This is a genomic window from Chitinophaga nivalis, from assembly GCF_025989125.1.
Classification (GTDB): Bacteria; Bacteroidota; Bacteroidia; order Chitinophagales; family Chitinophagaceae; genus Chitinophaga; species Chitinophaga nivalis.
The window spans coordinates 4,226,066-4,245,198 of record NZ_JAPDNR010000001.1 but is presented as its reverse complement, the minus strand read 5'-3'; the positions used below and the strand labels follow the sequence as shown (position 1 = coordinate 4,245,198).

Genomic DNA, 19,133 nt, shown 5'->3' with positions numbered 1-19,133 from the left:
GTTGATCCTGCAAAAGTACCAACAGAACAACACCGGATGACAGGAGAATATACAGATTAACCAGTACAATTTACAGCCCCCTTCTATCTCAATGCAGACGGGCTTACGCCGGTGTTCTTCTTATAAAAACGAGAAAAATAGGACGGGTCATTGAATCCCAGTTTAAAGGCGATTTCACTGACACTTAAATGCGATTGCATCAGCAACATGGTAGCTTCTTTGGTCAGGCGATCCTGGATATGCTGCCCCGCTGATTTACCGGTGACTTCTTTCACAGTATCATTCATATGATTCTGGGTGATGCCCAGCACTTCTGCATAGGCAGATATCTGTTTCGGCTGGTTGATCTTCCCTTTCCGCAGCAGATCGAAATCCTGGTGATACAAATCCATAAAGGCCTTGGTAAGCCGTAATCCGGAGTTGTTAGTCGTTTTCAGCTGGCAATCTTTCGGACCAAACTCTGATTGTACTTTCTGCAGGAACAGTTGTAATAAAGTGCGGAGTATATCCGGAGAGTGAATGGTGTTGCGTTGTTTCTCCAGACACATCTGTTCCAGCAGGGTGGCATAATACTGTGCCTGTTCCGGTTGCAGCGGTAATACCGCACTGCCGCCCAGTTTGAAGAAAGGTAATTCATGCAGGAACCGTTTGTTTTCACGGCCCAGGTGAATGAATTCTTCTGAAAATGAACAGGAATATCCCTGCTGATAATCGGTCTGGGAGTTCCAGGACGTTACCATATCCGGATTCACGAAACAAAGCGTATTCTCTTTGATATAATGCTCCTGGTCATCGAAGGTATGTACCCCTTCCCCTCCTGTCAGCAACAACAGGAAATAAAAATCGATACGGTGTGGTTCCCGGCATTCTTCGCATTTATTAAATAGATTGTCGATCCGTTCGATTTCAAAAAACTGAGTTGCCGGTAAAGGATAAGTATCTCCTTTTTCATCGCGTCCTACAAAAAAGGAGCGCTGAAAATTATTTACTTTAAATGTTGGAATCTTACTTTTATTATTACGCATGGTCTATGGCCTCCCGACAAATTTACAATATTGTTCAACAATCAGCATGCAGAGACAAGATGCTCCCTGCTGGTCAACTTACCCGATACCTGTTTGCAACAGGCTGTTCAGTCGCGGTCAATCTTTTGTCCGGTATTGAACAAATGAAGATAAATAAAATACATATTATATTCATCTTAATAAAATAAGGAACATGGCACTGATATCGCCCTGGCTATCAAAGATCAAACCCTTTTATCTCCTATCATGTGGCGGAACTACTTTAAAATAACCTGGCGCACATTACTACGGCACCAGCTCTTCACCCTGATAAATTTAGGGGGACTTGCGCTGGGAATGGCTGCCTGTTTACTTATTCTCCAATACGTCCGGTTTGAACGGAGCTATGAAAATTTCATCCGGCAGCGCGATCAGCTGGTTCGGGTGACCCTCAATCTCTACAAGGGCCAGGAGTTCATTATTTCAGACGCGGCCACCTGCCGCCCGCTGGGACCTACGGCCAAGGCTACCATCCCCGGTGTGAAAGATTATGTGCGTTTAAATGAACTGTTTGGGAAAGCGTTCACGGCCAATAATAAAACCTTTCTGGAAGACCGCGTATACACCGCAGATGGCTCCATCTTCCGATTGTTTTCCTATAAAATGCTGTATGGCGACCCCGCTACTGCGCTGGCCGCACCGGAACAGATCGTACTCACCGAAAGCACAGCCATCAAATACTTCGGTACTGCCAATGTAGTCGGGAAACTCATTTCCTTCCCGGGCGGCAGAAAAATACCCTTGAAGATCACCGGCGTCATGGCAGATCTCCCGCCCAATACACACCTTAAATTCAGCATGCTGGTATCCTATCCCAGCCTCTACACCTGGAACGGCCCGGCCTCTTTCCAAAACTGGACCTCCAACAACGATTATACCTATCTGTTACTGGAGCCCGGAACAGATCTTAAAAAGCTCAACCAGCAACTGTATGTCTTATCAAAAAAATACGCCCGGGAAAAGATCATGGTGGCCGAGCCCTTATCCGATATACACCTGTACTCCCATAAAAGCTTTGAGCCGGAAGAAAACGGGCATGCCGGTACGGTGAATGCCCTCCTGATCGTCGCTGTTTTCATTATGCTCATCGCCTGGATTAATTATATCAACCTTTCTACCGCCAGGGCGATGGAACGGGCCCGGGAAGTGGGTGTAAGGAAAGTAGTCGGTTCCGGGAGACAACAGATCATATACCAGTTTCTGTTTGAATCGGGACTGATCAACGGACTGGCCGCTATCATGGCACTGGGCGTCATTGCCGCCGCCTATCCGTTTTTCTGTCAGCTGACCCATCAGCCTATCAGTCACCACATCTTCCATGACCGCTTTTTCTGGCTGGTATTCGCCGGACTGCTATTGACCGGCACCGTGGCCGCGGGCTTTTATCCGGCATTGGTGCTATCTTCTTTCCGGCCGGTGAATGTGCTGAAAGGCCGGCTGTCGCATGCCGCACATGGACTACTACTACGAAAGTCGCTGGTGGTGCTGCAGTTTACCGCCACTGCGGTACTGATTGCCGGTACCTTTGCGGTATACCGGCAAACCATGTACATGCGGCACAATGACCTGGGTATTAACCTGCATCAGGTGATTACGGCGCGCCTGCCCCAGATGCCGGGCACCGAAGCGGCGAATAGAAATGCCAGCGCCAGCAGCTTTCGCTCGTTGTTACTGCAATTACCGGAAGTGAAGATCGCTGCGTTTTCCACCTGTATCCCCGGGATGGGCTTTGATGATATCAACTCTGATGATTATGTGATGCCCTATGGTGCAGCGCCGAAAGAGAAGAGCTATAATTACTATCACTTCGGCATCAGTGCCGGCTTTCTGGCCAGCGTTGACTTACCGCTGGCGGCAGGCCGTGACTTTGCCGCCACCGGACAAAATGCGGAGGAAATACTCGTGAATGAAGAAGCGGCGAAGTTACTGGGATTCGCTTCTCCTGAAGCCGCTGTGGGGCGCCGTATCCAGTTCACTTATACAGATACTTCCCGGTTACCTTATACTACCATTATCGGGGTGGTGAAAAATTATCACCATCATTCCCTGAAAACAGGCTATCAGCCCTTTCTGTATACCTACCGGCAACAGGGCGGAAAGTTCCTGTCGATACGGCTGCAGCAAGGTCCCGATCAGGCGGTGCTCAAAAAAATAGCTGCCGTCTGGCAGCAGGTATACCCGGATAAACCTTTCGACTGGTTCTTCCCGGATAAAAAATATGACCTGCAATATCAGGCAGATATGTTGCTGGGTACCATATTCAGCCTGTTTTCCGCCCTGGCGGTATTCCTGGCTTGTCTGGGATTGTTTGGCCTGGCTTATTTCACTATTGTGCAGCGCAGGAAAGAAATCGGTATCCGTAAAGTACTGGGGGCTTCTCTTTCCCACTTACTCTATTTATTATCCAAAGACTACCTGAAACTGATCCTGCTCTCGAATATCATTGCCGGGCCGATTGCCTGGATAGGCATTCGTTCCTGGCTGAACGGCTATGCATTTCGTATACCCATGCAGGTGGGAATCTTACTGATACCTGCCGGGGTGATCCTAGTGATCGCTATTGTCACCGTCAGCCACCAGACCCTGCGGACGGCCCTTGCCAACCCGGTAAAAAGTCTGCAGTCAGAATAACCGGTGGATACCGGCTGATTATCCTGATTTTATTTTTATATTAGAGAAGTAAAAGATCATCAGCCGGGAAATATTTCCGGATAGCGCTTCCGAATAACAGACAGGGAACAACCATTGGTAACAATCTCCACTTGTTAATGGCACATATGAAAACACCAAACATTTCCAGGCATATCACCCTGCCGGTTGACGCCGGCGCTGCCTATACAAAGTTTATCGCTGAAATTGAGCGCTGGTGGCCTAAAAACTATACCTGGTCCGGCAATAAACTGGTTAGCATGACCATAGAACCTGAGGTAAACGGACGTTGTACCGAGACCGGGCCGCACAACTTCAGTTGCGACTGGGGCCGGGTTATTTACATCACCAATGGTTCCAGCATTGCCATCTCCTGGCAGATCAGCCCGGAGCGGATACCTGAACCCGATCCGGAAAAAGCCAGTGAAGTATTTATTCACTTTCAACCGGAAGGTCCGCAAAAGGTAAAAATAGATTTCGGACACCGGCATTTCGATAACCATGGCGAAGGGGCGGCCGCTTATCGCGAGGCGCTGAACAGCAAAGACGGGTGGGACTTTATCCTGCAATGTTTTGCTGACTATTGCCGGCAATAACAAACAGTACGCTTCCCCTGTGCCCGTACAAAGGAAACGTACTGTTAAATCATCTACGTTGCTGTAGCCATACAAAAGGAATTATTGTTCATCTGCGCTGGGACCATAGCTACCTGGAATGGGAATATCCAGTAAACGCAGGTATACGCCTAACTGTGCCCGGTGATGTACAATCTGACTATAGATCATCCTGATTACACTTGCTTTGGTATAGTTCCGGATAATGATATCTCCGTTCCGCAACACCCACGGTTCATCCAATTGATTTTCCTGTGCCTGTGCCAGCTGCTGTTGCGCGGTTTGCAGGGTGGTTTCAAAAAATGCCAGGAGTGCCTCATTATCTTTCAGTGGTTCCGGCTTATAGTCGTATTTGGCAAAGTCCAGCTCTGAAGTAGTTAACCCCATGGTGATCCAGCCCGGCAGTTCCGCCACGTGTGTAGCCAGCCGTAATATCGTCATGCTTTTTGGGTGCGGCTGCCAGTCGTAGCGGTCTTGTGGCACACGTTGCAGCATTTTTCGGGTGGTGATGGATTCCTCTTCCATCTCATTCAGCAGTGCTTGAATAGTAGCAGACATAATCGTTATTTTTTGTTGTTGGTACAAAGTAAAAAAGGCGAAGTGACAACCCTATGTCAGCAGTAAAACGATAGGACAAAAAATAAATAGAAACTTGCTGTTACAGAAAGCTAACCGGTATTTCAGGAAAAGCATTAGCAGATAGACAACCTGAGAAATGCGATTCACTCCCGTTTTCATCATCGCTTTTGGATGTTACCAGTAACAGTTTGATGTCGTTATATCATTAAGAGAGGTATAGTCACCGATATCATTACCATCTCTACAACAATAGATCATTATGATGAGCTGGCCCTAACGCCCATACGAATAACTAAAGATCGAGAATCATTAACTAACACTAATGGGGACGTTACTCCTTCTGCTGGGTTAATATGGCCAAACCTTTAGGCGCATTGGTGGTATGAAAACTGTTTAGATAAAGGGAGTAAAGTTTCTGAAGGTTCGAATCCTTCACCCGGTACCATATAAAACAGGTATCTCATTTTTATAGTGAGATACCTGTTTTATTTTTTAATGATGTCTGTATAAAACAGATTTGATGATTAAAGAGATATTTAAAATATACTTTGGAAAAGTATATACAACAACTGATATCAACAGCAGGCTTTAAAGTTTTTCTTTAAACGCCTGCACTGCCATGCCATATATAATAACCCATCTCTCCTCCCATATATAAAGGTTATATCTTCTTCGGAAAAAATATTTCTCAAATAATACCAAATGGTATATTTTTGTATCCGCAAAAGGATCGATCATGAACAAAGCAGAGAAAACGCGGCAGTTTATTGTGGAGAAAACCGCTCCTATCTTCAATGAGAAGGGCTATACCGGTACGTCTTTGAATGATATGACCAATGCGACCGGACTGACCAAAGGCAGCATTTACGGGAACTTTGCCAACAAAGACGAAGTGGCCATGGCCTCCTTTGACTACAACATGCAGCAGGTACAACAACTGATCAGACAGGAAGTATCCCGGGAAACCACCTGCAAAAACAAACTGCTGGCCTATGTGAAAGTGTATGACCAGTTTCTGAAATACCCGTTTCCGGCAGGAGGATGCCCGATTCTTAATACCGCTGTGGAAGCAGATGATACCCACCCGTCGCTGAAACAAAAAGCCAGCGATGCTTTTCATACCTGGAAAGATGCCATCGCCGCGATTATCAGCAAAGGAATTACTACCCGGGAGTTTCATGCCCATACCGATCCGGAACAGGCAGCCGTTACGATGATTGCCCTGATAGAAGGCGCCATCATGATTTCCAAGCTGACCGGCAAACTACAATATAAAAAGACCATCCTCCAGTCTGTCGAAAAACTGATAGCAAGACTTTGATATTTTTTTACCTGCAAATATACCAATCGGTATATTTATTAATACCGTTACATATGCAAACAACACATAACACAGTATTGATCACCGGCGGCAGTGCCGGTATCGGATTGGCCATCGCCCGTTTATTATCACAGCACAACAATCATGTGATCATCACCGGGCGGGATCCGGAGCGGCTAAAAGCGGCAGCAGCCGGCCTGGAAAACGTGACGCCGGTAGTATGTGATGTCACCAAAGAGAAGGATGTAGACCGGCTGGTACAATTATTACACACATCCTATCCAAATACTAACATACTGATTAACAATGCAGGTAAAGCCATAGCTTACCAATTGTCTTCAAAAGCAGACGCCTTTGAAAAGGCTGCCGATGAAATACTCACCAACTACCTGTCGGTGATCAGTCTTACCGAAAAACTATTACCCTTACTCCATACGCAACCCGATGCCGCCATCGTTAACGTGACCTCTATCGGCGCCCTGGTACCCAGCTACAAAATACCCACCTATACCGCCAGCAAGGCCGCCCTGCGCTCCTATACGCAGTCACTCCGCCTTACCCTGGCCGCCACAGGCAACATCCGGGTATTTGAACTGATGCCGCCCCTCGTCAACACCGACTTCTCCCGGGAAATAGGCGGCAGCAAAGGAATCCCGCCGGAAGCAGTCGCCGACGCTTTGCTGGAAGCCCTCGGCCAGGATATCTATGAGATTCATGTAGGCGCTACCGCTCAACTCTATGAACTGTTACGTACCTCTCCGGCGGATGCCCTGCGGGCGATGAACCCCGCATAAGCGCAAAAAACTTTATCCTAAAATATACCAAATGGTATATTAAATCAAACATATGAAACGAGCATTACTGATCATCACGGTGATCACGGCTGCCATCATGGAGCTGATAGATACCTCCATCGTAAACGTAGCCCTCTCCCACATGAGCGGCAACCTGGGCGCCACCCTGGAAGACTGCTCCTGGGTCATCACCGCCTATGCCATCGCCAATGTGATCATCATTCCCATGACCAGCTACCTGGCAGCAGCCCTGGGCAGACGCAACTACTACATTGGATCAGTCGTGATCTTCACCCTCTTTTCCCTGCTATGCGGACAAGCCACCAACATCTGGACGCTGGTGATTTTCCGGTTCATACAGGGCCTCGGCGGTGGCGCCCTCTTATCGGTATCACAGGTAATTGTATTTGAACAGTTCCCCAAAGACAAACAACATGCTGCCAGCGCCTTGTTCGGCATCGGCGTATTTATCGGCCCCACTATCGGGCCTACCCTCGGCGGGTATATCACCGAATACTTCTCCTGGCCCTGGATCTTCTACATCAATGTACCGATCGGTATCCTGGTAGCTTTCATCTGCGCCGCCCTGCTGGAAGAACCGGCACAACGCCCACCCCGCGGCACCATCGACCGGATCGGGATACTGCTGCTGGCAGTAGGCGTCAGCGCCTTACAGATCGTATTGGAAAGAGGAGAAACGGATGACTGGTTTGAAGCCGGCTACATTATCTGGCTCTCTGCCCTGGCGGTACTGGGCATCACCCTTTTCATCTGGTGGGAACTACGGATTCAATATCCGGTGGTGAATCTGCGGGTACTCAAAAGCCGCAACCTGAGCATTGCGGCCGTGCTGACGTTCATTTCCGGCGTGGGGATGTTCAGCTCTGTTTTTCTGACACCGGTATTTGCCCAGCGGTTATTACAGTTCTCTCCGTTGCAAACAGGGATGCTGCTATTACCGGGGGCCTGCCTGGCAGTACTGGGATTAATCATCTCGGCGAAGTTGCTGCAACGCGGCATTTCTCCGCTGGTGCTCATTGTGGTAGGCATGCTGCTTTTCATCGGCTTCAACTGGCAGATGGCTGCCCTCACCCTCGACGCCACTGCCAGCGATATATCGGTATCACTGATCTGGCGGGGTGTAGGCCTGGCCCTGCTCACGGTACCCCTCACCACCCTCGCGGTATCGTCGCTGCCGCCGGCAGATATCGGACAGGGAGCTGCGCTCAATAATATGATGCGGCAACTGGGCGGTTCTTTTGGGATTGCCCTCGTGAATACCTATCTCGCCAAACGCAATGCGCTGCATCGTATGAACCTGGTATCAGATCTCGATATCCATAACCCGCTGGTAACGCAGCGTATCAGTGCCTACAGCCGTTATTTTACAGGAAAGGGCGCCACTTCCTCCGCAGCGCAGCAGAAGGCGCTGGCTTTGCTGGATCGCACTGTGGTCCGGCAAACCAACCTGCTGAGTTTTAATGATGCCTATTTATTGGTGGGACTTATTTTTCTGCTGGCATTACCGGTATTACTGATGGTATCCCGGAAAAAGTCTGCAGCAACCGTTGTGCTGCTGGACCACTAGGCCTAAAGGCTTAATGGCCCAGGGTTTTCAATGCCAGATAGGTCATGAGTCCTGCGCCGGTTTCCAGGGCACTTTCATCTGCATCGAAGGTAGCGGTATGCAAACCGGAGGTGATACCGTTATCTTCATTGCGTACCCCAAGGCGATAGAAACAGGCCACGGCCTGCTGTGAGTAGGAAGCAAAATCTTCTGCTGCCATCCAGATATCCAGATCCAGTACATTGTCGGCCCCTAAAAATGCAATGGCATGTTCGCGGCTGGCGGCTGTTAAATGATCATCGTTGATCAATACCGGATAGCCTCTTTCAATGGTAATATCACAGGTACCTTCCATGCTCTCTGCTATCGACACTGCCATCTTTTTGATCTTCTCATGCGCAGCAGTACGCCAGGTTTCATCCAGGGAGCGGAAGGTACCTTCCAGCCGGACTTCATCCGGAATAACATTGGCGGCGCCATTGGCAATCATCTTTCCGAAAGATAATACCGTCGGTAACAACGGACTGGCACGACGGCTTACTATCTGCTGCAGGGCTATCACAGTATGGCAGGCAATCAGCACCGGATCGATGCCCAGGTGCGGCATCGCGCCATGCCCGCCTTTCCCTTTGATCACCATGGTAATTTCATCGTTGCTCGCCATGTACCGGCCCAAGCGGAAGCCGACCTTGCCGGCGGGCATTTCCGGCATCACATGCTGCCCTAAAATATGGTGGGGCCGCGGGTTTTCCAGCACGCCTGCCTTGATCAGCAAACTGGCGCCACCCGGAATAACTTCTTCCGCAGGTTGAAAAATAAACTTGACAGTACCGGAGAATTCGTCTTTCATCCGCGACAGAATACCTGCTGTAGCCAGCAGGGAAGCCGTATGTACATCATGCCCGCAGGCATGCATGACGCCTTCTTTCTGCGATTTATAAGGTACGTTGTTCAGTTCCCGGATCGGCAGCGCATCCATATCGGCGCGCAGCGCCACTACCTGGTCTGACGGCGACAGCGCGCCTTCCAGCAGGGCTACAATACCGGTATTGGCCATCCGCTCAAAAGGAATACCCAGGTCGCGCAACCTGGCTTCCACAAAGGCAGCAGTTTCATATTCCTGGTACGACAACTCAGGGTTGGCGTGGATATGCCGGCGATGAGCGACGGCCGTAGCATGTTGCTCCCGGGCCAGTTGCCTGATTCTTTCTTTTAACATCTTATCTTGATTTATCAGATTCCGGATGAAAAAATAACGTACCCGCTTTACAAGGCAGGATACGGTGAACTATTGCTCAAGTATACATTTTTTTACAGCAACCGGCACGGGTATCACCACTATATTATCGGCCTTACTCCCACACGTCTTTTACATGTATGAGGATCGCAAAACGTCCTGTAGCCGGCAGGTGATCTATCTTCAGTAAAGCCGGATCAAAGGAAGTACCCAGCTGCGCACCAAAATGCTGATACAACTCTGCTACTACCGCAAGCGCCTCTTCCTTTGTTTCGGTGACCCATATACGGGCAGACTTGTTATTATCAAACAAGGTATTAAAATCTTTCCGTGCCGGCTCAGCTTTTTCAAATGGTACTACCCGTATGGTCCATACTTCTCCTATCTTCTCCGGTGGCACCGGCACATCCAGCCTGATCTTAAACCGTTCCAGCCCTGCAGGATCCAGGGCCCTGATAATATCCATCGTTACTGACATAATCTTACTTTTTAGTGAGCATTATACCGGAAAAAATTCCCGGCGGGCAAAACTACAATTTCCCGGGTAAATAGCTTGAAGATCAAAGTCAACATCAGATGATACCTTTATCTGATTTATAATCTATCAAACATAAAACTTTTACTGATAATATATATCTTCGCGCCTTATGCATCATTTATCCAAATCTGTTGATATTATTATTCCATCTTTCCGGCTGGATGAACAATATTTATTACCCGTTATTCAACTGCCTAAACCGGCAGACTGGGCATTCCGCTACTACATTGTAGTGGATAACCCCGGTGTGAAGGTAAGCCCGGCGATCCAACAACTGGCCGACGCAGGCGCGATTCAATTGTTTATTAATCCGGAAAATCTGGGTGCAGCAGAAAGCAGGAATAAAGGTATCAATGCCGGCAATGGCGCCTGGATATTATTTCTGGATGATGATATTGTGGCAGATAACAACCTGTTGTTTGCCTATACAGCTGCGATTACAAAAAATGAACAGGCCCTGGGATTCATTGGCCTGACCGACTTTCCGGATCCCATCAGCAGCTTTACGAAAAGCGTGGATGTAGCCGGCCTGACAGCCAACTTTAAAATTGCCAATATCAAAGATGAATACATGTGGGGGGTAACCGCCAACATGATGTATAACCGCGCTGCCATGCAGGAACTGCGTTTCTCCGACGTTTTCCCGAAAAGCGGTGGCGGAGAAGATGTAGACCTGCCGGTACAGATCTCCATCCGGCACAACAGTAAATTCAAATGCCTGAAAGAAGCCAAGGTTACGCATCCGTGGTGGAATAACGGGAAAGCCCACTTCGACCGGTTTGTCCGCTATGGGGTAGGTAACGCGCATGTATTGCCACGATTTAAGAAATATACCTGGTACGGGTTTCCCAATCCGATAGAATCCACGGTCCTGTTATGTGTACTGGCGCCACTGATTATTTATTTCCTCAGCTGGCAAAAATGGCTGGTACTGGTAGCAGCGGTATGGGTGTTTGAGATGGCGCTCAATTATATCCGGGCTTCCCTGAAAGGTTACGGTACGCTCACTACGGCTTATTACATGACGCGGCTCCGTTGCAGTGTGGAATGGGGACTATTAAAAACCGGGCTGACGTTGCAGGGGCCCCGCGCCTTTATGCAACGCATCAACGTAGATTTTTCCCGCCCGCATCACTTCCGCCTGAACAGGTGGCGCATTACCAAAATTATTCTCTTTGTAATATTGCTGACGATCCTGATTATCTGGTAACCAGCTGTAAAGCAGTTCATGATATCAAACGCCTCTTCCGGACATGATCCGAAAGAGGCGTTTCTTTTTTTACAGCATTAGTTGCAGGCAGCCAGTATGGCTTTTAACTCCGCTGTTTCTGCCGGTGTTAACGGCTCCAAAGGACGCCGCAATTCTCCGGCGGTCACGCCTGCGATTTCGAGTCCGGCTTTAATAGCCCGCGGCAATCCTTTTGCCACAATGAACTGCAACAGGGGCAGCTGCCGGTAGAAAGCTGACTGCGCAAGGGCGAGGTCATTACTTTTTATGGCGCCATACAAGGCGTTGTTGAGTGCCGGAATCAGATTAGGCGCGGCGGTACACCAGCCACTGGCGCCTGCTGCGAAAGCACCCAGGGCCAGCGGATTGGAGCCGTTGTAAAAAGCCACTTCCTCGCCCAGTGTTTTCCGCAGGTAATGCATACGTTGCACATCGCCGGTACTTTCTTTGATCATCGTGACGTTGGGAATAGTCAGCAGCCGTTTCAGCAGGGCCGGCGACATATCAATACCGCTGGTACCCGGATTGTTGTATGCCATGATAGGAATACCAATGGCGTTGGCCACGGTTTCGTAATGCCGGAAGATTTCATCATCCGTGAGTTTCCAGTAGCTCATCGGCAATATCATCACCGCATCGGTACCTGCCTGTTCTGCAAACTTTGCATGGTAGACGGTTCTTTCCGTGGTGAGACAGGATACCCCGGTAATGACCGGCACCCGGCCGTTCACCTGGCGTATAGCCGATACGGTGATGGCTTCTTTTTCTTCGTCCGTCAGATACGGCAGTACACCGGTGCTGCCTAACGGCGCTATACCGTCACAACCTGCGGTGAGCATACGTTCCAGCAGTTGTTCAAATAAGGGAATATCTACTTTATCATTCGTATCAAATGGCGTAATGGGATAGGCGATGATGCCTTTAACAGGTGTTGTATGCATGATGATGTTTTAATACCGTTGAATAAATACTAGAGATCGCGGCCTTCTTCTTCGCGCAGGGCTACGCCCAGGTTCTGCAGTTGTGGTGCATTTTCGCAGGCAATATATTTTGCCGGCTGGCTGTCGCTCAGGTTCTGATGCCGGTGCCAGGCCCAGGAAGGGATATATACCGCATCGCCGGCTTCCCACTCTACCTTCTCTCCTTCTACTTCCGTATAACCGCGGCCTTCTATCACATACAATACCGTTTCATACGTATGGCGATGCCGGTTGGTTAACTGACCAGGCAGGAGTCCGCCGATCGTCATGCTCACATTTTTAGTGGGCAGGTCTACAAAAAATACCGGGTGTTTACGTTCTGTAGAAAACTGGTTATGTTCTCCCGCCTGCTCTACGTTCTTGTGGATCAGTTTAGCGGGTTTCACATATACCGGCCGGGCAAAAGTCTGGTGAAAATCACCGGAAGAAAAAGCGCCTTCTTTTTGCGTAGTTGCTGACATAATGTATCATTTTTAAGATGAGTAATTTGTTTCGACCACACAAAATTGAAGATTAGTTGGATGGGGACAATCATCCAGTTTTTACAAAAACTGATGGTCCAGATAAATACGACTGATCGGGATGATTACTTACCTTTGGATGATTATATTGTTTCATTTTCCATTAAAACCAGGGGACCAGATGTTAAGACCATGGAAAACCATTTTACAGCTCACCTTACACAGCAGTAAAACGGTATCGCAACAAATAGCAGATGGCATCATCAACGAAATAAAGAAGGGACGCCTGAAACCAGGCATGTCGCTGCCGGGCAGCCGCGTGCTGGCCGATGACCTGGGCGTGAACCGGAAAACAGTGGTCATAGCCTACACCACCCTGACCGATGAAGGCTGGCTCAGCACCGCCTACAAAGCAGGCACTTTTGTATCCGATACCTTACCGGATACCCCGCCGGTACCACACTATAAAAAACAAACACCCGGCAAAGCCGAAAGCAACTTCCGGTTTAATGCCTTTACCATCCCACCGATTATCTCGCATGCCAGCAATAAAACACATATTATATTCAACGATGGCCTGCCGGACGCACGGCTGGCGCCACTGGACCAGCTGGCCAAAGCCTATAAACGGATCTTCCAGCAAAAAGCGCGGTGGCGGCTGATGGGATATGGCAGTGAAAAAGGAGAAGACAGTCTGCGGGCAGCACTCTGTAAAATGCTGAATCATGACCGCGGGTTAAGTATAGATCCTGGTAATATTCTCGTCACCCGCGGCAGCCAGATGGCGCTGTACCTGACGGCACACACCCTCGTGCAGCCGGGCGATGTGGTAGCCATGGAAACCCCGGGCTATCTGCCCGCCTGGGAAACCTTTAAAAAAGCCGGCGCCAGGATGCAGCCTGTTAAAGTAGATGAACAAGGCATCTGTGTACAGGAGCTGGAAAAAATATGCCGCCGTAAAAAAATAAAGGCCGTATATGTAACGCCCCATCATCAGTTTCCTACTACCGTGAGTATGAAGATAGACCGGCGTTTGCAGCTGATTGCCTTATCGGCCAGATATGGTTTTGCCATTGTGGAAGATGATTACGATCACGAATATCATTTCGGATTACGCAGCCTGTTGCCCCTGGCCAGCATGGAAGCCGCCGCCAATGTGATTTACATCAGCTCTCTCAGCAAACTGATTTCACCGGCTATCCGGATTGGTTATCTGGCCGGCCCGCAACCTTTTATTGATGCGGTAGCCGCCTTACGTACCATCATTGACCGGCAGGGAGATCCGGTGATGGAATATGCAGTGGCAGAATTGATGGAAGCCGGCGAAATTCATAAACATGCCCGCCGGGCATTTGGCATCTACAAAGAGAGACGGGCACATATGGCCGCCTGCCTGGATCAGTATTTATTGCGGCACATTACCTATCAGCAGCCGGAAGGCGGACTGGCCTACTGGGTGCAATTCCGCAAAACAGTGGATACCGCCGCCCTTTGCCAGCAGCTGCTCAAAAAAGGCGTGCAGCTGATTGATACCGAACGTTTTTCTTTCAACAAAACACCCTTACACGCCCTGCGGCTGGGTTATGCGTCGTTGACACCGGAAGAATTAACGGCCGGTATTGCGGCCATTGCCAGCGTATTGTAAATGGGTCAGGCTTCTTCTTTCCTTGCTGCGGCAGCCGCCAGCAGGTGTTTGCTGATGACCTGGTAAATATCCCTTTCCCGGAATGGTTTCATGAGCCAGTCGTTGAAGCCGGCTGCGCGGAATGCCACCGTATCTTCCGGGGTGATGTTGGCCGTTAGTGCCAGCACCACTACGCCGGCTTTCGCCGGATCTTTATCGCGGCGGATTTTTTCTACCACTTCTACCCCGCTCATTTTAGGCATATGCTGATCCAGCAGTACCAGATCGTAGTGGTGTTTATCGAAGAGGTCTGCCGCCAGCGCGCCATCAGTAGCCATATCGAAGCGGCATTTCCAGCGGGTGAGAATCATTTTCAGCAGCAGCAGGTTCATCTCCTGGTCGTCGGCAATCAATACATAACGGCCCTCCATGAAAGCGCCGGTTTGCGGCAGTGATTTGTGGGTAACGATGCCCGTCAGCGGCGCTGCTACTACTTCATAGGGAATTTCACAGATAAACTGCGTGCCTTGCTGCAACGCACTGGTGAACTTAATAATACCACCGTGCAACTCTACCAGCCGCCGGGTAATGGCCAGTCCCAGGCCCGTACCTTTGATGCTGTTCCTGGCCGTAGCCTGGAAGAATCTCTCAAACAAACGTTCCTGTGCTTCGGGGCTGATACCTTCGCCGGTATCCGTTACTTCAAACCGGAACAGGGCTTTATGTTCTTCGCGGCCATCCAGTGTAGCCTTTACCGTTACACTGCCTTTTTCGGTATACTTAATGGCATTGCTCACCAGGTTTAAGAGTATTTGTTTGAGGCGGAACACATCTCCGCTCACCTGCCACAGGCGGTTGCCTTCAAACTGTACCTGAAAATCAAGGTTTTTGCGGGATGCCTGTACCCGCATGGTATCTGCCACTTCTTCAAAGGCCTGGTACAAAGCAAAAGGATGGCGTTGTATAGAAATGTAATCGTTTTCCAGCTTGGAGAAGTCCAGTACATCATTGACCACCTGCATGAGCATATCGCCGGCTACTTCAATAGAGCGCAGCAGGCCCCGTTGTTCTTTTTCCAGGTGGGTGTAAGACAACTGTTCACTGAACCCTACGATGGAGTTGAGCGGCGTCCGGATTTCGTGGCTCATGTTGGTGAGGAAGTTGGTACGTAGCCGGGCTTCTTCTATCGCTGCACTTTTGTTGGCCAGTAACATCCGGTTATTTCTCCGCACCATCCAGATGGCTACCGCAATAATCGCCAGACTCGCCAACAGTGCCAGGAGACCGATAGTGGCCATTGTTTTCATTTTACCGGCACTATGACTGACGATGCCTGCAGCCCCTTGTTTTCTGGTGAGCACCGCCTGTGTGGTCTGTGCTTTCAGTGAATAGATCAGCGACCGCAATTCTGCCAGCAAGGCGAAGTTGGTACGTGCCAGGGAACTTTCCGCCTGGTCTATTTTCAGGCGGCTGGTCAATTGCTTTTTCAGTACCTGCTTATAATAGGTATTGACATCTGCAATGATCTTACGGAGCCGGAGCGCATCGTAGGCTGCCTTATCGATCACCTTCCCGTCTTTGGTACGCACCATAATGGTCATCTGTGCCTTGACGGTATCTGTTTTATTGGCGAGGGCACTGCCCAGTCTTTTGAAGAATCCTTTCTTAGCGCCGGGAGCAGCCTGTACTTTGCTGATCGTATCCAGGGTGATTTCCTCTTTTTTTATCTGCGCCACACTGTAGGCTGGTATACTGCGCAGCAACTGATCGATGATGCCATTATCGAGGGATTGCGCCAGCATAGAGTCGGTACTTTTTTTCAGCTGGCCGATACCTGCTGCCACAGCCATTTTCCGTTGCATCAGTTCATTGAACTGTGGCTGGCGGTTCATACTGTTGAGGGAATTACTCACGGTATCCACGATGGTTAATACCTGTCCCAGCCGGGCAGAAAAATCCTGCAGCATTGTTTTTTCATACAGGACGGTATACAGCCGGAAATTGTTCTCAGCTTCATTGAGGGTGAGCAAGGCGGAATCCATCAGTTGGAAGGCGGGACTGTCCTGGGAGAGGGTGTCGGTAGCCTGCAGCAGCAGCCGGGCACTTTGCCGGTGCACTTTGTAGCCAGACAGCATCAATACAGCCAGCAATACAAATGTCAGCAACAAACCAGCGATAAAGAGCAATAGTGATCGACGCATAACGATAGCTTAAATGATAACAGGGGAATACGGATCAATAACACAGGGAAAATGATTGGCATAGTTATATACCAGGGGGTGCTGATTTCACATGATCATCAATAGCTAACAGGAAGTGTTTGGAGTACAAAAGTTAACGAAAACTATCAAACAAGAAAAAAAAAGTTCCATATCTGCTTATAAAAAAGGTTTTGAACCAGCCGGCTCAAAACCTTTCCTTTGCAGTAACAGTCGGGATATGCTCCCTTTGCCTTTTCATAAACAACAGGCATCAATCACACGGTCAGCCATCTGGTTTGGCTGGTTCAGTACAGGTATGTGGATAAATGATAAACGAATGTTTCACGAAAAAAGAAGTGTGATGTGGCTAACATCTTTTAAAATACAGTATAACATTTACGGGCAAACTGGCTTTTATTTTCTGTAGGTCTGAAAACTTTCCGGCCGGGTTTCCCGGGGGGATTTGGGGCTACAACTGCAGGATGTTACAAGTGCGTTCAGATCATAGAATGGCGTTCCAATATCCGGTGTTTCGCAACTTAAAAAAATATAATATTACAGGTAGCCCACAAAGGCCCGGGTTACGTAGCTATTATACCTCCCCATGCATGGTTTACCTATTAAAAGCTATTCCTATTTCCTTGCTGGTCATAAATTTATCGCAGTTACAAAACTATCGAGATTTTAAACTCCGACATAGTACAAATGCGACATATTTAATTTTTATTCCATTACGCTATGCAAACGAATGGTGGAAATGAGGTCTTCTTCATGAATAAACGAAGGGGTAATACCTGCAAACTTTTTAAAATCGCGGATGAAGTGCATCTGGTCATAATACCCGCTTTTATAAGCGATTTCAGTCCAGGTTTTATCCGGGAACTGTTCTTTCAGCTGATAGGCTTTGCAGAACCGGATCAGGCGGGCATATTGTTTAGGCGGCATCCCCAGGCGCTCCTGGCATTTCCTTTCAAACTGGCGGAGGCTCAGGCAGGACAAGCTTGCCAGTTCGTCCATACTAATGGCGCCATTGTTTTTCACCAGTTCATGCAGGGCCATATCTACCGGTAAGGATGGTTTGAGATCATCCACCATTTTCAGGAGGTATTGCTCTACAATGCGGATCATATGATCCCAGTCGGCAGCTGCTTTGAGGCGCTCATAAATTTCCGGGATCTGATTGCCCAGCAGCAGCTGGGTATCAAAATCCTTTTCAAACATTTCTGTCATGGGTATTTTAAGCAACCGGAATAAACCACTGGCTTTAAACGCAATACACAGTGCCAGGTGTTTGCGGCCCATATCGAGGGTAACTGCCTGCTCCTGCGGGCCAATGGTGACGCAGGGAGCTTTTGTTTCAAAGCTGTCGCCCCCCTGTTTTAATACGGAAATGGGATCTTCCAGATAAAAAATAATATAACGCTGGTAGGCGGGTACAAAGCGGTAAATATTGGAAAGTGCGGCAGGTTGGGTAAAATCTGCGCCATAGATACTGATGCAACTCACAAAGTCCTGTAATGCAGGATGTGGTTTGTAGACTTTTGACTTCATTTCAGAAATAGGAATAGCTGGCCTCGGAATAAAATAGCGATGCTCAAAGATATGGCAATCACGGGTAGTAAGAAAAATACAGGGAGAGATGTTCACACATGAAAAGTACAGCTGACCGTATTTCCCCCGGATTCCTGCTGTAGTTACCGCACTATAGCCTCTTTTCCCGACCTGCGTTGTCTTGTTCCCTTAAAAGCAGTATCTTGCGATCCGTTTTTTTTCTCAAACCACCAGCTATCATGCACACACCCACTTCTGCTGTAGATATAGAGCAACTGATTCCTCACAGACCTCCTTTTCTGTTTGCCGACACCATCGTGACGGCTACGATGGAAGAGATCGTAGGGGTCAAAACTTTTGATAGCAGGAACCAGGATCTGAAAGGAAGCTTTCCGGCATATAATTTTATTCCCGGGACTATCCTGCTGGAATCCATGGCACAATCCGGTGGTGCCGGCGTAAAGGTAATGGGCATTACCGATGGGGTCTTTGGCCTCGCAGGTATTGAAACTGCTCGGTTCCTGAAAGGCGCTATTTATGATGTGCCGGTAAAGTATGTCATCAGCAACATTAAACTCAGTGAGAAAATCATTAAACAGTCCGGTATTGCCTACCAGGAAGATGTTCCGGTAATGGAAGCCACCTGGACCTGTATTAAAATAGGCTGATTTTTTCCTATAGCCGTTCCCGTAACCCCATCTCTTCCCCTTTAACAGGAAGGTTAA

Annotated in this window: 16 protein-coding genes; 8 read left to right on the top strand and 8 right to left on the bottom strand. The window is 48.8% G+C overall.

Annotation, left to right across the window (positions count from 1 at the left end):
• Positions 1-83 precede the first annotated feature (83 nt).
• Positions 84-1,025 carry an AraC family transcriptional regulator gene (locus OL444_RS16830; protein WP_264731335.1) on the bottom strand — a complete coding sequence of 314 codons (942 nt, stop codon included), beginning with the start codon at positions 1,023-1,025 and terminating at the stop codon, positions 84-86.
• A gap of 246 nt (positions 1,026-1,271) precedes the next feature.
• Here OL444_RS16830 and OL444_RS16825 point away from each other — a divergent pair, with 246 nt between their 5' ends.
• Entirely contained in the window at positions 1,272-3,695 is a 2,424-nt protein-coding gene (locus OL444_RS16825) for an ABC transporter permease (RefSeq protein ID WP_264731337.1), read from the top strand.
• A gap of 146 nt (positions 3,696-3,841) precedes the next feature.
• Complete coding sequence (locus tag OL444_RS16820) at positions 3,842-4,309, top strand: SRPBCC family protein (protein WP_264731339.1); 468 nt, start codon at positions 3,842-3,844, stop codon at positions 4,307-4,309.
• An 81-nt stretch (positions 4,310-4,390) separates the two neighbouring features.
• Here OL444_RS16820 and OL444_RS16815 read toward each other — a convergent pair whose 3' ends face one another.
• Positions 4,391-4,885: a DinB family protein gene (locus OL444_RS16815; RefSeq protein WP_264731341.1), complete on the bottom strand. Its 495-nt coding sequence runs from the start codon at positions 4,883-4,885 to the stop codon at positions 4,391-4,393.
• Positions 4,886-5,642: 757 nt separating this feature from the next.
• Here OL444_RS16815 and OL444_RS16810 point away from each other — a divergent pair.
• From OL444_RS16810 to OL444_RS16800, 3 genes are read left to right on the top strand one after another with little or no spacing between them, the layout of a single operon-like run.
• Positions 5,643-6,227, top strand: coding sequence for a TetR/AcrR family transcriptional regulator (locus OL444_RS16810; RefSeq protein ID WP_264731342.1), 585 nt, complete (start codon positions 5,643-5,645; stop codon positions 6,225-6,227).
• Between the two features lie 53 nt (positions 6,228-6,280).
• Positions 6,281-7,021, top strand: a complete 741-nt coding sequence (locus OL444_RS16805; RefSeq protein WP_264731344.1) for an SDR family oxidoreductase — start codon at positions 6,281-6,283, stop codon at positions 7,019-7,021.
• Between the two features lie 52 nt (positions 7,022-7,073).
• Complete coding sequence (locus OL444_RS16800) at positions 7,074-8,609, top strand: DHA2 family efflux MFS transporter permease subunit (RefSeq protein WP_264731346.1); 1,536 nt, start codon at positions 7,074-7,076, stop codon at positions 8,607-8,609.
• A 10-nt stretch (positions 8,610-8,619) separates the two neighbouring features.
• Here the strand turns inward: OL444_RS16800 and OL444_RS16795 are convergent, their stop codons facing one another.
• Complete coding sequence (locus tag OL444_RS16795; protein ID WP_264731348.1) at positions 8,620-9,807, bottom strand: M20 metallopeptidase family protein; 1,188 nt, start codon at positions 9,805-9,807, stop codon at positions 8,620-8,622.
• A gap of 133 nt (positions 9,808-9,940) precedes the next feature.
• Positions 9,941-10,303, bottom strand: coding sequence for a hypothetical protein (locus OL444_RS16790; RefSeq protein ID WP_264731351.1), 363 nt, complete (start codon positions 10,301-10,303; stop codon positions 9,941-9,943).
• A gap of 169 nt (positions 10,304-10,472) precedes the next feature.
• Here OL444_RS16790 and OL444_RS16785 point away from each other — a divergent pair, with 169 nt between their 5' ends.
• Positions 10,473-11,573, top strand: a complete 1,101-nt coding sequence (locus OL444_RS16785) for a glycosyltransferase family 2 protein (protein WP_264731353.1) — start codon at positions 10,473-10,475, stop codon at positions 11,571-11,573.
• A 77-nt stretch (positions 11,574-11,650) separates the two neighbouring features.
• Here OL444_RS16785 and OL444_RS16780 read toward each other — a convergent pair whose 3' ends face one another.
• Together OL444_RS16780 and OL444_RS16775 are read right to left on the bottom strand one after the other, a co-directional pair.
• Positions 11,651-12,532 carry a dihydrodipicolinate synthase family protein gene (locus OL444_RS16780; protein ID WP_264731355.1) on the bottom strand — a complete coding sequence of 294 codons (882 nt, stop codon included), beginning with the start codon at positions 12,530-12,532 and terminating at the stop codon, positions 11,651-11,653.
• A gap of 29 nt (positions 12,533-12,561) precedes the next feature.
• Positions 12,562-13,032 carry a cupin domain-containing protein gene (locus OL444_RS16775; RefSeq protein WP_264731358.1) on the bottom strand — a complete coding sequence of 157 codons (471 nt, stop codon included), beginning with the start codon at positions 13,030-13,032 and terminating at the stop codon, positions 12,562-12,564.
• A 181-nt stretch (positions 13,033-13,213) separates the two neighbouring features.
• Between OL444_RS16775 and pdxR the strand changes: the two genes are divergently transcribed.
• Positions 13,214-14,677, top strand: coding sequence for a MocR-like pyridoxine biosynthesis transcription factor PdxR (gene pdxR, locus OL444_RS16770; protein WP_264731360.1), 1,464 nt, complete (start codon positions 13,214-13,216; stop codon positions 14,675-14,677).
• Between the two features lie 5 nt (positions 14,678-14,682).
• Here the strand turns inward: pdxR and OL444_RS16765 are convergent, their stop codons facing one another.
• Together OL444_RS16765 and OL444_RS16760 are read right to left on the bottom strand one after the other, a co-directional pair.
• Complete coding sequence (locus tag OL444_RS16765; RefSeq protein WP_264731362.1) at positions 14,683-16,857, bottom strand: ATP-binding response regulator; 2,175 nt, start codon at positions 16,855-16,857, stop codon at positions 14,683-14,685.
• Positions 16,858-17,580: 723 nt separating this feature from the next.
• The gene (locus tag OL444_RS16760; RefSeq protein ID WP_264731363.1) at positions 17,581-18,408 is read right to left on the bottom strand and encodes a helix-turn-helix domain-containing protein; all 828 of its coding nucleotides are present in this window, start codon (positions 18,406-18,408) and stop codon (positions 17,581-17,583) included.
• Between the two features lie 239 nt (positions 18,409-18,647).
• On the opposite strand from OL444_RS16760, the gene OL444_RS16755 reads away from it, so the two are divergent.
• Positions 18,648-19,076 (top strand): 3-hydroxyacyl-ACP dehydratase FabZ family protein, encoded by a 429-nt coding sequence (locus OL444_RS16755; protein WP_264731365.1) that lies wholly within the window; start codon positions 18,648-18,650, stop codon positions 19,074-19,076.
• The last annotated feature ends 57 nt before the right edge of the window (positions 19,077-19,133 follow it).